Here is a 14,861-nt window from a genome sequence, read left to right on the forward strand (position 1 = left end):
TGCCCCGGCTCCCTCCGCCGCCGGCCGTTCCCCGGCCGGCGGGCCGACGGAGCCGGGCACCGCGCGGATCGCCGTCGACCTCCTCGGCGGGGACGATGCTCCCGCCGTCGTGGTTGACGGCGCTCTGCGGGCGGTGCGCACCGACCCTGACCTGCGCCTGATGCTCGTCGGCCCGATCGAGGTGGCCGACGGGCTGATCGCTGCGCTCGACCCGGCGCACCGCGCCCGGGTCACGGTCCGCCCGGTGCGGGCCGCCGTCGGCATGGCCGACCATCCGACCGCCGCACGCGGCGAGAGCACGGTACGCACGGCCGTGCAGGCCGTCCACGACGGGCTCGCCGACGCCGTGGTCTCCGCCGGCTCGACCGGAGCCACCGTCACCGCCGCCGCGCTCGGCCTGGGCCGCTGGACCGGGGTACGCCGACCCGCGCTGGTCGCCACGCTGCCGGCGGTCGCCGGGCCGGTGGTCCTGCTGGACGTCGGCGGCACACTCGAACCCGGCCCCGCCACGCTGGTCCGGCACGCCGTCCTCGGCGCCGCCTACGCGGCGGTGGCGCACGGCGTCGTCGCGCCCCGGGTGGGCCTGCTCTCCGTCGGCCACGAGGCCGGCAAGGGGGACCGCCTGCGCCGGGCCGCCGACCCGGCGCTGGGCGCCGTGCCACTGCCCTGCGGCGCCCGCTACGTCGGCCTCGTCGAGGGGTTCGACCTCTCCCTGGGCGGTCGCGCCGACGTGGTGGTGACCGACGGCTTCACCGGCAACGTCCTGCTGAAGGCCATCGAGGGCGCGTACGCCATGGCCGGTGGGCCGCCGGTCGGCGGCGGTGCGCCGCGCGCGGCGGCCCTGCTCGGGGTGGCCGGCACGGTGGTGGTGTGCCACGGCTCGGCCGGCCCGGACGACGTCGCCTCGGGCATCGCGCTGGCCGCCCACCTCTGGCGTCGTGACGCCGCCGGCACGATCCGTGCCCTGCTCGCCGAGATCCCGCACGATCCCGCACCTGACCGCAACGACACCGAGGTAGCACCATGACCAACGACAAGCGGCGGCGTGCTCCCGTCGGCCTCCTCGAGGCGGCCTTCGGGGTGTCGCTCGACCCGGAGCTGCTGGAACGCGCCCTCACCCACCGCTCGTACGCGTACGAGAACGGCGGGCTGCCCACCAACGAGCGGCTGGAGTTCCTCGGCGACTCGGTCCTCGGCGTGGTGATCACCACCGCGCTCTTCCACAACCACCCGGACCTGCCCGAGGGGCAGTTGGCGAAGCTGCGGGCCAGCGTGGTCAACATGCGCGCGCTGGCCGACGTGGCGCGTGGCCTCGGCCCGGACGGGCTGGGCGCGTACCTGCTGCTCGGCAAGGGCGAGGAGGCCACCGGCGGTCGGGACAAGGCGAGCATCCTGGCCGACACGCTGGAGGCGCTGCTCGGCGCCATCTACCTCCAGTACGGCCTGGACACCGCCGCCATCGTGATCCACCGCCTCTTCGACCCGCTGATGGCGGAGTCGGCCGGGCGGGGCGCGGCACTGGACTGGAAGACCAGCCTCCAGGAGTTGACCGCCGCGCTGGGGCTGGGCGTGCCGGAGTACCGGATCGAGGGCACCGGACCGGACCACCTGAAGACGTTCACCGCCTGGGTGGTGGTGGCCGGCAACCGGTACGGCGGCGCGGAGGGGCGCAGCAAGAAGGAGGCCGAGCAGCGGGCCGCCGAGTCGGCCTGGCGGATGCTCACCGAGCAGGCGGAGGCGACCGCGCGGGCCGAGGCCGAGGCGCGGGCGGCGGCCGAGGCCGGGGTGACCGAGGCCGGGGCGGCGGTCGACCCGGAGGACGCCGAGGCGGGCGCCGGCCGTGCCTGAGCTGCCCGAGGTCGAAACCGTCCGGCAGGGGCTGGCCGAGTGGGTGGTCGGCCGACGGATCAGCGCCGTCGAGGTGCGCCATCCCCGGGCGGTACGCCGGCACGCGCCGGGCGGCGCGCACTTCGCCGACGTGCTGGCCGGCCGGACGATCACCGACGTCCGCCGCCGGGGCAAGTATCTCTGGCTGCCGTTGGACAGCGGGGACGCGGTGATCGGCCACCTGGGCATGTCCGGGCAGTTGCTGCTGCAACCGGTCGGCGCGGCCGACGAGCTGCACCTGCGGGTCCGGTTCCGGTTCGCCGACGACGGCCCGGAGCTGCGCTTCGTCGACCAGCGCACGTTCGGCGGGCTGTCCGTCTCCGACGGCGGGGCGGAGCTGCCGGCCGAGATCGCGCACATCGCCCGGGACCCGATGGACCCGGAGTTCTCCGACGACGCGTTCGTGGCCGCGTTGCGCCGTCGGCGTACGGAGGTCAAGCGGGCGCTGCTCGACCAGACGCTGATCTCCGGCGTGGGCAACATCTACGCCGACGAGGCGCTGTGGCGGGCGAAGCTGCACGGCGCCCGGCCGACCGACGCGCTGACCCGGCCGGCGGCGCTGCGGCTGCTTGGCCACGTGCGGGACGTGCTCGGCGAGGCGATCAAGCAGGGCGGCACCAGCTTCGACGAGCTGTACGTGAACGTCAACGGCGAGAGCGGCTACTTCGACAGGTCGTTGAACGCGTACGGCCGGGAGGGCGGGCCCTGCCCGCGCTGTGGCGCGCCGATCCGGCGGGAGGCGTTCATGAACCGTTCCTCCTACAGCTGCCCGCGCTGCCAGCCGCGTCCCCGGGGCACCCTCCGGGGATGACCCCGAGCCGGTTCGGGGTTGCGCCGGTGTGCTGCGCCGGACCGGGGCCGGGGGCCGCCGCGACGTACCCTGAATGTCCTTTTTCCCCCGACCGGCGCGGCCGGTTCCGGCCGCCTGGTAGGGCCAGCCCTATCGGGGAGGAGCGGGGGCCGTTCCCCGATGTCCGGGCTCCGTCGGCTGCCTAGCGTATCCAGACGTCGGCACGGGGCCGACGGCTGGAGGGGGACCCGGATATGGGCAGGCGACCGGTGACCGTGCGGGTGGCACGGTGGAGTGCGGAGCATCCGTGGCGGGCCATCGCGCTGTGGGTGGTGTTCGTGGCGGTGTGCTTCCTCGGCGGCAACGCCGCCGGGCTGAACGAGGCCACCGACGCGGATCAGGCGATCGGCGAGTTCGGGCGGGCCGAGCTGATCGTCGACGACGGCGGCTTCCACCGGGCGGCCACCGAGAACGTGCTGATCACCGCGCGGTCGGGCGGGCTCGACCCGGCCGCGGCGAAGGCCGCCGCGCAGGACGCCGCGGACCGGCTGCGGCAGGTCGGGGGCGTCGCGTCGGTGGGTACGCCGATGTCGTCCCGGGACGGGAGCGCGTTGCTGCTGCCGATCACCATGTCCGGCGACCCGGAGACCGCCGGGGACCGGGTGGGGCCGCTGCGGGACGCCACCGCCGGCGTGCAGGCGGCCCATCCGGGGTTGCGGGTGGAGGAGGTCGGCGGCCCGTCGATCGACAAGGCGCTCGACGACACGCTCGGCAAGGACTTCAAGCGGGCCGAGCTGCTCAGCCTGCCGGTGACGCTGGCCATCCTGATCATCGCGTTCGGCGCGTTGATCGCCGCCGGCGTGCCGGTGCTGCTCGCGCTCTCCTCGGTGGCCGCCGCGATGGGCCTCTCCACGCTCGCCTCGCACCTGGTGCCGGCCACCGACACCACGGCCAGCGTGATCCTGCTGATCGGCATGGCGGTGGGCGTCGACTACTCGCTGTTCTACGTGCGGCGCGAGCGCGAGGAACGGGCGAAGGGACGGTCCGGCCTGGACGCGGTGGAGGTCGCGGCGGAGACGTCCGGGCACGCCGTGGTGGTCTCCGGCACCGCCGTGATCATCGCGATGGCCGGCTTGCTGCTCGCCCAGGACGCGATCTTCTCGTCGCTGGCGGTCGGCTCGATCCTGGTGGTCGCGGTGGCGGTGCTCGGCTCGCTGACCGTGCTGCCGGCGCTGCTGGCCAAGCTGGGCCGGTGGGTGGACCGGCCCCGGGTCCCGCTGCTCTGGCGGCTCACCACCCCGCGTGCCGGGCGGCGTCCCCGCTTCTGGCCGGCGGTGCTCCGGCCCGCGCTGCGCGCGCCGGTGGCCACCCTGCTGGTGTCGGTGGCGCTGCTGCTCGCCCTGGCCGCGCCCGCGCTGGGCATGAAGCTGAAGTTCCCCGGGACCGAGGACGTGCCGCGCACCACGGCGGCCATGCAGGCGTACGACCGGCTCGCGGCGGCCTTCCCGAGCAACGGCACCAGCCACACGGTGGCCGTGCGGGCGCCCGCCGACCAGGCCGACCGGGTGCGGGCCGCGCTCACCGGGCTGGCCGCCCGCACCGGCGCCGACCCGCTCTTCGCGCCGGCCGAGGGGGACGCCCCGGAGATCCGGGTGTCGACGGACCGGCGGGTGTCGGTGCTGGAGGTGGCCACCCCGTTCGCCAGCCGCTCGGACGAGGCGTCCCGCTCCCTGCACGAGCTGCGTGACGACCTGGTGCCGGCCGCCCTGGACGGCGTTCCCGGCGTGGAGTACGCGGTCGGCGGCGGGGTGGCCGCCAGCGAGGACTACGCCGACCACATCTGGGCGAAGCTGCCGGTGGTCGCGGCGTTCGTGCTGGCGCTGACGTTCCTGGTGATGGGCTGGACGTTCCGGTCGGTGGTGGTGGCGCTCACCTCGATCCTGCTGAACCTGCTCTCCGTCGGCGCCGCGTACGGGCTGCTGGTGCTGGTCTTCCAGAGCCACTGGGCGGAGGGGCTGCTCGGGTTCACCTCGATGGACGCGATCGTCACCTGGCTGCCGCTGTTCCTGTTCGTGGTGCTGTTCGGGCTCTCCATGGACTACCACGTCTTCGTGGTCAGCCGGATCCGCGAGGCGGTGGACCGGGGCATGCCCAACCGGGAGGCGGTGGCGTACGGGATCACGTCCTCGGCGCCGGTGGTGACCAGCGCGGCGATCGTTATGGTCGGGGTCTTCTCGATCTTCGCCACGCTCAGCATGATCGACTTCAAGCAGCTCGGCATCGGGCTGGCGGCGGCGATCCTGCTGGACGCCACGATCATCCGCGCGGTGGTGCTGCCGTCGGTGATGACGCTGCTGGGCGACGCGAACTGGTGGGCACCGCGGTTCCTGCGCCGCCGGGTGGCCGCCCCGCCGACCGAGCCGCCGCCCGCGCCGGCGCCGGAACTGGTCGGCGCCCGCTGACCGACGGGGGCCGGATCGTCCGATCCGGCCCCCGTCCGGCCGCTCAGCGCGCTCCCACCCGGCACCCAGCCCACGCCCAGCCGGGAACCGCTGGACAGGATTAACGCGCCGAACGGCGGGGCATCTGGGCGGCCATGGATGAACAGCTCTCGCCGGAGGCGCTTACTTCCGCCCCGGCTCCCGAAGCGCTCCGGCGGGCGTCATGAGCACCGACGTGTCGACAGGCACCGTCCGGACCAACGTCCCGGCCCGCCTCGACCGGCTGCCGTGGTCCCGCTGGCACTGGATGATCGTGATCGGTCTCGGGACGGTGTGGATCCTCGACGGTCTCGAGGTGACCATCGTCGGCAACCTGTCCGGGAAGCTGGCCGAGCCGGGCAGCGGTCTGGACATCACCCAGAGCCAGGTCACCGGCCTGGCCGCCGCGCTCTACGTGGCCGGCGCGTGCACCGGCGCGCTCTTCTTCGGCTGGCTCACCGACCGGTTCGGCCGCAAGAAGCTGTTCCTGCTGACGCTGGGGCTCTACCTGGTGGCCACCGCGCTCACCGCGCTCTCGTTCGACACCTGGTGGTTCTTCCTGTTCCGGTTCCTCACCGGCATGGGCATCGGCGGTGAGTACGCGGCCATCAACTCGGCCATCGACGAGCTGATCCCGGCCCGCCACCGCGGCCGGATCGACATCATCATCAACGGCACGTTCTGGCTCGGCGCGGCGGTCGGCGCGCTGCTGACCGTACCGCTGCTCAACGGCCTGCCGACCAACCTCGGCTGGCGGGTGGCGTTCGGCATGGGCGCGGTGCTCGGCGTGGTGATCCTGCTGGTCCGCCGGCACGTGCCGGAGAGCCCACGCTGGTTGTTCATCCACGGTCGGGCGGACGAGGCGAACCACCTCGTCGACTCGGTCGAGGCCGAGGTGGAACGGGAGACCGGCAAGGACCTCGCCGAGGCCGACAACTACATCGAGATCCGGCAGCGGAAGAGCACGAACTTCCTGGAGATCGCGAAGACGCTGTTCCGCCGCTACCCGAAGCGCGCCACGCTGGGCTTCTCGCTCTTCATCGGGCAGGCGTTCCTCTACAACGCGATCACGTTCGGCTTCGCCCAGATCCTGGAGACCTTCTTCGACGTCCCGCCCGGCAACAGCGGCTACTACTTCGCGGTGATCGCGGTCGGCAACCTGCTCGGCCCGCTGCTGCTCGGCAAGCTGTTCGACACGGTCGGCCGGGTGCCGATGATCGCCGGCTCGTACATCGGCTCGGGCGTGCTGCTGCTCGGCACCGCCTGGCTGTTCCACTCCGGCGTGCTCAGCGCGGTGACCATGACCGCCTGCTGGTGCGTGGTGCTCTTCTTCGCCTCGGCGGGGGCCAGCGCGGCGTACCTGACGGTCAGCGAGATCTTCCCGATGGAGACCCGGGCCATGGCGATCGCGTTCTTCTACGCGATCGGCACCGCCGCCGGTGGCATCACCGGCCCGCTGCTCTTCGCCAAGCTGGTCGGCAGCGGCCAGGTCGGCGACACCGTGATCGCGTTCGTCATCGGCGCCACCATCATGATCATCGGTGGTCTGGTGGAGCTGGCGCTCGGCGTCAAGGCGGAAGGCAAGTCCCTGGAGGACCTGGCCACCCCGCTCAGCGCCGAACACCCCGACCTGCCGTCGCAGCGCGACGCCGGCAGCCCGACCTCGACCACCGGCGCGAGCGCCGGCTGACCCCGACCACGCCCACCGCCCCCGCCCACGACGGGCGGGGGCGGTGCCGCGTTCACGGCAGCGGGCAGGGCGCCCGCCAGGCGTCGAGGGCGCGGTCCTTGCGGATGGACGCGAAGCCGTAGCCGACCGAGGTGACGCAGAACGTGGCCGGCTCGCCGACGTACTCGACGTGGAAGACCGGCTTGTGCGCGTCGACGAACGGCAGCAGCTTCGCGCACTCGCGCCGACGGACGCACTCCTGGTTGACCGCGAAGTCGAAGTCGGGCGCCAGCGCCGCCACCTGCGTCACGTCGTCGACCAGGCCGGGGGAGAGGTCGAACCGTCGGGCCAGCCCGGCCAGCCGACGGTTGAACAGCACCTGCTCGTCGAAGCCGAGCGGGAAACCGGAGCGGTGCCGGAAGCCGTCCACGTCGGACAGCGCCACCGCGCCGAAGCCCTTGCCCCGGCAGAGCCGGAACCGGTCGGCCAGCACCGGCTCCAGCGAGTCCCAGCGCCGGACGTCCAGGAACCGGCTACCGGGCCGACCCGGCACCGCCGCGCCGCGCACCGCGGCCGGGAAGCGGGCGGCGTCCGGGTCGCCTGTCGCGTACGTGCCGACCCGGACCTGACAGACCAGCCGGCGCCCCCTGGCCCGCAGCGCGGCGGTCTCGGTCGAGGTGGTGACGACCGGGTCGAGGAGGAAGACGTCCGCCGCGACCGAGACGTCGACCGGGCTGGTGAGCTGCCACTGCCACGCCCAGCGACGGGCCAGCGCGGCCGGCCACGAGGTGGGGGCGCCGGGCGGCGGGGCGAGCTGGTCCCGGCAGCCCGGGAGCGGGGCGAGCAGCAGCGCGGTCAACGCCAGCGCCACGCCCCGGCGCGGTCCCCGTCGGCGGACGCGGACCGGCCGGGAGCGCGGCCCGGCGTACGCCGGCCGGATCCGCATCGACAGCTCCCCGGACGCGGGCGGCCCGACGCCGCCCCCGACCGGTCAACGAGCGCCGGCCCGGTCACGACGCGCCGGTCAGCGCGGGGTGCCGAAGTCCTGCGTCCAGTACGGCCCGTTGCTGCGTGCCACGCCCACCCCGATCTCGGTGAACGAGCAGTTCAGGATGTTGGCCCGGTGGCCGGGGGAGTTCATCCAGGCGTCCATGACCGCGGCCGGGCTCTGCTGGTTCCAGGCGACGTTCTCGCCGTACGCGCGCCAGGCGTAGCCGGCCCGGTCGAGCCGCTGCCCGACGTCGCTGCCGTCGCTGCCGTCGTGCGTCATGGTCTTGTGGTCGGCCTGGTCCTGGCTGTGCCGCTGGGCCGCGAGCGTCAACTTGGTGTCGACGCCCAGCGCCTTGCAGCCGGCCTTGGCCCGCTCCTGGTTGACCAGGTCGACGACCTGCTGCAACTCGGCGCTGAGCCCACCCGAGGAGGTGGTCCGGGCGGTGGTGCCGCTCGGCGCGCTGCTGCGCTGCTGCTGGCGCGACGGGGCGGTGGTCCGGCTCGGCTTCGGCGCGACCTTCCTCGTCGGGCTCGGCTTGGCGGTGGTCGGCGCGGTGGACGGGCTGGCGGACGCCGAGCCGGAGGCGGACGCGTCCGCGGCGGGCGTGGCGTCGGACTCCCCGGTCGGCGACCCGGCGGCGGCCACCGGCGCGTCCACGGCGGCCCGCTCGGCCGGCCCGTCGTCGCCGGGCAGCAGCACCGCGCCCACGCCCAGGCTCACCACGAGGGTGGCCGCGGCGGCGGCGCCACCGATCACGAACGGACGGGACAGTCGCCGCTTCGGCCGGCGCCGGTCGTCGTCGGCCGGGTTGTCGGTCACCGGCTGCCAGGCGGCGGTGGGCTGCTCCCACCCGCCGGCCGGCTCCTCGCCGTTCCAGCGGTCCCGGCCCGCCGGGTAGCTGTCGCCCGGCGCGTACGGCGCCCGGGGGTCGTACGGCGGCTGCGCCTGGGCGTGGCCGGGCCGGTCGTGGCCGGGCGCGGCGGCGGGCCCGTAACAGGGCTGGTCGTAGCGGGGCTGGTCGTAGCCGGTCTGGTCGTAGCTAGCGGCCTGGTGGTAGCCGGCGGTCTGGTCGTAGCCGGACGCGGCGGCGGGGCCGTACCCCGGCTGGTCGCCGTGGCCGTAGCCGGCGGGCGAGCCGTACCCCGGCTCGGCCGGGTGGCCCCAGCCCGGGTGCGCCTCGGTGGCGTCGGCCGGGCCGTGGCCGGGCCGGGCGGTGTCGCCGTAGCGGCCGGCGTCGAGGGTGGGCGGCAGGTGGCCGGCGGGCGGCTGCCCGGACTCGTCCCCGAAGAGGTACGACGACCGCGGCTCGGGCCGGTCGGTGAGCCACGCCGGACCCTGGTCGGTCGGCGGCTCCGGGCGCCGGGAGGCGTCGTCCGGGTCGATCGGGTCGGTCCAGCGGTACACGCCTGTCGCCTCCACGGGTCGGTTGCGGGCCGGGGTGACGCTACGGGCGCGGCCCGAGCAGCGGCAACGTGGCTAAGAAAGAGTTAAGGCGAACCGGGCGGGAAGGGGGAGGTGTTCCCGGACACCCGGGCGTACAGTGAAGGCGTCCGGACAGAGCGTGTCCGCGCCCTTTGTGGCAGCCCCCCGGTGAGTGGCCCGGCCGACGTGGAGATGATCTACGGCCTGCGGCAACTTGACGAAGGAGGGGGGTTCGGCTCAATATGTAGGTGTCGCCAGTCGCGCCCAGCCATGTCCCGATACACAGCGGGAATGGCAGCCGCGAACATCATGGGCGCGCGTTGGCCGGCCTTTCCGGCAGCGCATATCGAGGAGTTCAGCATGGCGAAGGCCCTCTACGGCCACGTAGGTGCAGCGTCCGACCGGCGTCTGCTCGACGAGGTCACCCGACTGCGAGCCAGGGTTCAGGCACTGGAATTCGAGATCACGCGTCTGCGCGCCGAGAACGATCGGCTCGCGGCGGCGGCAGCGGAGGCCGACGACCTCCTCCGTCTCGCCGAGCCCGCGCTGACCTGAGTTCCAGTCGCCAGAAAACTGAATCGCACCACACCGAAAAGCGCGCCGACACACTTCAGTGCCGGCGCGCAGCCATGTGCGTACCCTTTCCGCAATTATCGATCTTGCGAGGCGTTCCGGAATTGCGCCGGCGGAAACCGGGTGGGTCGCGTGCCGGCGGCGTCCCGGCCGCGGGTTAGTCTGCGGGTTCACCAGGTCCGCGGCTCCGGCGACGGTACGGCGGCCACCGGACGAGGATCGAGAAGGTGCATCTCAAGAGCCTGACGGTGAAGGGCTTCAAGTCCTTCGCCTCCGCCACGACGTTGAAGCTGGAGCCCGGGATCACCTGCGTGGTCGGTCCGAACGGCTCCGGCAAGTCCAACGTCGTCGACGCCATCGCCTGGGTGCTCGGCGAGCAGGGCGCCAAGGCGCTGCGCGGCGGCAAGATGGAGGACGTCATCTTCGCCGGCACCGCCGGACGGGCCCCGCTGGGCCGGGCCGAGGTCACCCTCACCATCGACAACACCGACGGCGCGCTGCCGATCGAGTACACCGAGGTCTCCATCACCCGCCGGATGTTCCGCTCCGGCGAGAGCGAGTACGAGATCAACGGCGACTCCTGCCGCCTGCTCGACATCCAGGAGCTGCTCTCCGACTCGGGCATCGGCCGGGAGATGCACATCATCGTCGGGCAGGGCCGGCTCGACGGCATGCTGCACGCCAAGCCGGAGGACCGGCGGTCGTTCATCGAGGAGGCGGCCGGCGTCCTCAAGCACCGCAAGCGCAAGGAGAAGGCGCTGCGGAAGCTCGACGCGATGCAGGTGAACCTCAACCGGCTCACCGACCTCACCGCCGAGCTGCGTCGCCAGCTCAAGCCGCTGGGCCGGCAGGCCGAGGTGGCCCGGCGGGCCGCCGCCATCCAGGCCAACCTGCGCGACGCCCGGCTCCGGCTGCTCGCCGACGACCTGCACACACTGCGGACCACGCTGGACAAGGAGATCGCCGACGAGACCGCGCTGCGCGAGCGGCGCGAGCAGATCGAGGGCGAGCACGGCGAGGTGCAGGGCCGCCTCGGTGAGCTGGAGGCGGCCCTGGCCGAGGACGCCCCGCTGCTCGCGGCGGCCCAGGACACCTGGTACAAGCTCTCCGCGTTGCAGGAGCGGTTCCGGTCCATCGAACAGCTCGCCCGGGAGCGCCTGCGGCACCTCAGCGCCACCGGCGACGACGAGCGGCCCGGCCGCGACCCGGAGCAACTCGAGGCGGAGTCGCTGCGGGTCCGCGAGCAGGAGGAGGAACTGCGCGCCGCGCTCACCGACGACCAGATCCGGCTCGCCGAGGCGGTCGAGCACCGGCAGGAGCTGGAACGACAGCTCGCCGCCGCCGAACGGGAGCTGGTGGCCGCCGCCAAGGCCATCGCCGACCGGCGCGAGGGGCTGGCCCGGCTGACCGGCCAGGTGAACTCCGCCCGGGCGCGGACCACGAGCGCCGGCGAGGAGATCGAACGGCTCGCCGCCGCGCACGCCGACGCGCTGGGCCGCGCCGAGAAGGCGCAGGCCGACCTGGACGCGGTCGCCGAGCAGTCCACCGAGGCGGACCGGGACAACGCCGACCTGGACGCCCGGCACGCCGAGGCGGTGGCCGCGCACGAGCGGGCCCAGGCGACCGTGCGCGGTCTCGTCGACGCCGAGCGGGCCGCCGAGAAGGACGCCGCCACCTGGAAGGCCCGCGAGGAGGCGCTCGCGCTCGGCCTGCGCCGCAAGGACGGCGCCGGGGCGCTGCTGGCCCGCGCCGACCAGGTGCCCGGCCTGCTCGGCAGCCTCGCCGGGCTGCTCACCGTGGCCCCCGGCGACGAGGCGGCGCTCGCCGCCGCGCTGGGTGGGCTCGCCGACGCGGTCGCGGTCACCGGCGTGGACGAGGCCGTCGAGGCGATGCGGCTGCTCAAGATCTCCGACGCCGGCCGGGCCGGGCTGCTGGTCGGCAGCCCCGCCGGGCCCGGCATGGACGGCTCGGCGGACGCGCTGCGCCCGAAGCTGCCCGAGGGCGCCCGCTGGGCGCCCGACCTGGTGGAGTGCGCGGCCGGGATCCGTCCCGCCGTGCACCGGGCGCTGCGGGACGTGGCGCTCGTCGACGACCTGGCCGCCGCCGCCGAGCTGGTCGCCGCGAACCCGGAGCTGCGCGCGGTCACCCCGGACGGCGACGTGGTCGGGGCGTACGCGGCGGCCGGCGGGTCGGCCAAGGCACCCAGCTTCATCGAGGTGCAGGCCGCGGTCGAGGAGGCCCGCACCAACCGGGCCACCGCCGAGCACACCGCGGCCGAGCTGCGGGAACAACTGGTCGAGGCGCGGGCCGAGGTGACCGCCGCGAAGGAGGCCGTGCAGCACGCCGCCGCCGCCAAGCGGGAGGCGGAGAGCCACCGCAACGCCGCCGCCCGACGTCTCGCCGAGCTGGGCGCGGCCGCCCGGTCGGCCAAGGCGGAGACGGACCGGCTCGGCGACTCCCGGGCCCGCGCCGAGGCGGCCCGGGAGCGGGACCTGACGGCCCTGGCCGAGCTGGCGGAGCGGCTGCGGCTGGCCGAGGTCACCCCGATCGACGCCGAACCGTCGACCGAGGAACGCGACCAGCTCGCCGCCATGGTGCCGCCGGCCCGGCAGAACGAGATGGAGGTCCGGCTCGCGGTGCGTACCGCCGAGGAGCGGGTCTCCTCGATCGCCGGCCGGGCCGACTCGCTGGCCCGGCAGGCGACCGCCGAACGTGCCGCGCGGGAGCGCGCGGCGGCCCGCCGCGCGGCCCGCACCCGCGGCGCGGAGATCGCCCGCGCCGTGGTCGGCGGCGCCCGCGAGGCGCTCACCCGGCTCACCGTCTCGCTCGCCCGGGCCGAGGAGCACCGGGACGCCGTCGCCCGCGAGCGCGCCGCCCGCGAGGCCGAGCTGTCCGAGGTACGCGGCGCGGCCAAGCGCCTCGCCGCCGAGCTGGAGCGCCTCACCAGCCAGGTGCACCGGGACGAGGTGGCCCGCGCCGAGCAGCGGATGCGCATCGAGCAGTTGGAGGCGAAGGCCGCCGAGGACTTCGGTCTGGACGTGCCCACGCTGGTCGCCGAGTACGGCCCGGCACAGCTCGTGCCACCGACCGACGCGGACGTCGCGCAGGCCGAGAAGGACGGCCGGCCGGTGCCCGACCCGGTCCGCTACGAGCGGCCGGCGCAGGAGAAGCGGGCCGCCAAGGCGGAACGGGAACTGGCCCTGCTCGGCAAGGTGAACCCGCTCGCGCTGGAGGAGTTCGCCGCGCTGGAGGAGCGCTTCAAGTTCCTGTCCGAGCAGCTGGAGGACCTCAAGGCCACCCGGCGGGACCTGCTCACCGTGGTCAAGGACGTGGACGACCGGATCCTGGAGGTCTTCGCCAGCGCGTTCGAGGACACCGCCCGGGAGTTCGAGCAGGTCTTCACCGTGCTCTTTCCCGGTGGCGAGGGCCGGTTGGTGCTCACCGACCCGGAGGACCTGCTCACCACCGGCGTCGAGGTCGAGGCCCGGCCGCCGGGCAAGAGGATCAAGCGGCTCTCGCTGCTCTCCGGCGGCGAACGGTCGCTGACCGCGGTGGCCATGCTGGTGGCGATCTTCCGCGCCCGGCCCAGCCCGTTCTACATCATGGACGAGGTGGAGGCGGCGCTCGACGACGTCAACCTGGGCCGGCTGATCACGCTGATGGCACAGTTGCGGGAGAAGAGCCAGCTGATCGTCATCACCCACCAGAAGCGGACCATGGAGATCGCCGACGCGCTCTACGGCGTGACGATGCGCAGCGGCGTGACCCAGGTGATCAGCCAGCGGCTCAACCGGGCCGAGGACGACGGGCAGGAGACAGACGAGTGAGTCGGGAACGCGCCACGGCGCTCCTGGTGGATTTCGACGGCGTGCTGCGCCGCTGGGACCCGGCGGTGGCCGCCGGCGTCGAGCGGGAGTACGGGCTCACCGAGGGGGTCCTCGGCGAGATCGCGATGTCCTGGGGGCTGCTCCAACCGGTGCTCACCGGCCGGATGAGCCACGCCGCGTGGATGGCGAGCGTGGCGGACGCGCTGACCCCGTCGGTCGGCGACCCGGCCCGGGCCCGCGCGGCGGTCGAGGCGTGGCAGCGCTACCGCGGGGAGGTGGACCCCGACGTGCTCGCGTTCGTCCGCGAGGTGCGGGCGGCCGGCATCCGGGTCGGGTTGGGCACCAACGCCACCGACCTGCTCGACGCCGACCTGGCCGCGCTGGACCTGACCGACGAGCTGGACGTGGTGGTCAACTCCTCGGTGATCGGTGTGCACAAACCGGCGAAGGAGTACTTCCAGGCCGCCTGCGCGGCGCTGGACACGCCGCCGGGCCGGGTGCTCTTCGTCGACGACCAGGACCGCGCGGTGGCCGGCGCCCGGGTCGCCGGCCTCTCCGCACACCGGTGGAGCGGGCCGGCCGACCTGCGCTACCTGCGCGCCGCGCTGGCGTACTGAGCCGGGGGTGCGGATCAGCTCCCGGTGACGCCGTCGATGCGTTCCCGGATCAGGTCGGCGTGGCCGTTGTGCCGGGCGTACTCCTCGATCATGTGCACGTAGACCCAGCGGAGGCTGATCTCGTGGAACCCGTCGCCGTCGCGGCGGCGGTGCGAGAAGGTGTGCTCCAGCGGCAGGTCGGCCACCGCCCGGTCGGCCGCCTCGATCTCGGCGGCCAGCGTGGCGAGCGCCTCGGCCGGGTCGGCGTCGGCGATGTCGTTGAGGTCGGCGTCCGGGTCCTTGTCGTAGTCGTACATGTCGGGCAGTTCCAGGCTGGCGGCGCGGACCCGGAACCACCAGCGCTCCACGTCGGCCATGTGCCGGACCAGGCCGAGCAGGGTCAGCCCGGAGGGCTCGACGCTGCGGGTGCGCAGTTGCTCGGCGGTCAGCCCGGCGCACTTGAGGCGCAGGGTGTCGCGGTGGTTGTCCAGCCAGCCCTGGAGCATGGCGCGTTCGTCGGCGACGAAGGGCTCGTGGCGGCGGTCGATCTCGGGTGCGGTCCAGGTTGTCATCCCGGCGATGTTAAGAGGGGGCCCGGGTACAACGCGAGGCGTTAACCGGGGCCC

11 protein-coding genes are annotated in these 14,861 nt (G+C 74.3%); 8 read left to right on the forward strand and 3 right to left on the reverse strand.

Going from position 1 to position 14,861, the window contains the following annotated elements; all coding sequences use genetic code 11:
• Positions 1–67 precede the first annotated feature (67 nt).
• From ACLQ2W_RS26855 to ACLQ2W_RS26875, 5 genes are all read left to right on the forward strand, one after another.
• Positions 68–1,027: a phosphate acyltransferase PlsX gene (locus ACLQ2W_RS26855; protein ID WP_425789916.1), complete on the forward strand. Its 960-nt coding sequence runs from the start codon at positions 68–70 to the stop codon at positions 1,025–1,027.
• Positions 1,024–1,848: a ribonuclease III gene (rnc, locus tag ACLQ2W_RS26860; protein ID WP_425789749.1), complete on the forward strand. Its 825-nt coding sequence runs from the start codon at positions 1,024–1,026 to the stop codon at positions 1,846–1,848. The genes ACLQ2W_RS26855 and rnc overlap by 4 nt, the downstream gene beginning before the upstream one ends.
• A complete protein-coding gene (mutM, locus tag ACLQ2W_RS26865) occupies positions 1,841–2,698 on the forward strand; it encodes a bifunctional DNA-formamidopyrimidine glycosylase/DNA-(apurinic or apyrimidinic site) lyase (RefSeq protein WP_425789751.1) in 858 nt (285 codons plus the stop codon). Before rnc ends, mutM begins: the two co-directional genes overlap by 8 nt.
• Positions 2,699–2,931: 233 nt before the next feature.
• A complete protein-coding gene (locus ACLQ2W_RS26870) occupies positions 2,932–5,139 on the forward strand; it encodes an MMPL family transporter (RefSeq protein WP_425789753.1) in 2,208 nt (735 codons plus the stop codon).
• Positions 5,140–5,341: 202 nt separating this feature from the next.
• A complete protein-coding gene (locus tag ACLQ2W_RS26875; protein WP_357301174.1) occupies positions 5,342–6,847 on the forward strand; it encodes an MFS transporter in 1,506 nt (501 codons plus the stop codon).
• Between the two features lie 52 nt (positions 6,848–6,899).
• Here ACLQ2W_RS26875 and ACLQ2W_RS26880 read toward each other — a convergent pair whose 3' ends face one another.
• Both ACLQ2W_RS26880 and ACLQ2W_RS26885 read right to left on the reverse strand, forming a co-directional pair.
• The gene (locus tag ACLQ2W_RS26880; protein WP_425789756.1) at positions 6,900–7,772 is read right to left on the reverse strand and encodes an endo alpha-1,4 polygalactosaminidase; all 873 of its coding nucleotides are present in this window, start codon (positions 7,770–7,772) and stop codon (positions 6,900–6,902) included.
• Positions 7,773–7,850: 78 nt separating this feature from the next.
• Complete coding sequence (locus ACLQ2W_RS26885) at positions 7,851–9,221, reverse strand: CAP domain-containing protein (RefSeq protein WP_425789758.1); 1,371 nt, start codon at positions 9,219–9,221, stop codon at positions 7,851–7,853.
• A gap of 378 nt (positions 9,222–9,599) precedes the next feature.
• Between ACLQ2W_RS26885 and ACLQ2W_RS26890 the strand changes: the two genes are divergently transcribed.
• The 3 genes from ACLQ2W_RS26890 (at position 9,600) to ACLQ2W_RS26900 (ending at position 14,256) form a co-directional block, all read left to right on the forward strand.
• Entirely contained in the window at positions 9,600–9,794 is a 195-nt protein-coding gene (locus tag ACLQ2W_RS26890) for a hypothetical protein (RefSeq protein WP_107156252.1), read from the forward strand.
• 245 nt (positions 9,795–10,039) lie between these two features.
• Positions 10,040–13,639: a chromosome segregation protein SMC gene (gene smc, locus ACLQ2W_RS26895; protein ID WP_425789760.1), complete on the forward strand. Its 3,600-nt coding sequence runs from the start codon at positions 10,040–10,042 to the stop codon at positions 13,637–13,639.
• Complete coding sequence (locus ACLQ2W_RS26900; RefSeq protein ID WP_281935730.1) at positions 13,636–14,256, forward strand: HAD-IA family hydrolase; 621 nt, start codon at positions 13,636–13,638, stop codon at positions 14,254–14,256. Before smc ends, ACLQ2W_RS26900 begins: the two co-directional genes overlap by 4 nt.
• A gap of 14 nt (positions 14,257–14,270) precedes the next feature.
• Here ACLQ2W_RS26900 and ACLQ2W_RS26905 read toward each other — a convergent pair whose 3' ends face one another.
• On the reverse strand, positions 14,271–14,807 hold the full coding sequence (locus ACLQ2W_RS26905) for a DinB family protein (RefSeq protein ID WP_425789762.1): 537 nt from the start codon (positions 14,805–14,807) through the stop codon (positions 14,271–14,273).
• Between the last annotated feature and the right edge of the window lie 54 nt (positions 14,808–14,861).

The sequence above is a fragment of the Micromonospora sp. DT227 genome, from assembly GCF_049841835.1.
Classification (GTDB): Bacteria; Actinomycetota; Actinomycetes; order Mycobacteriales; family Micromonosporaceae; genus Micromonospora.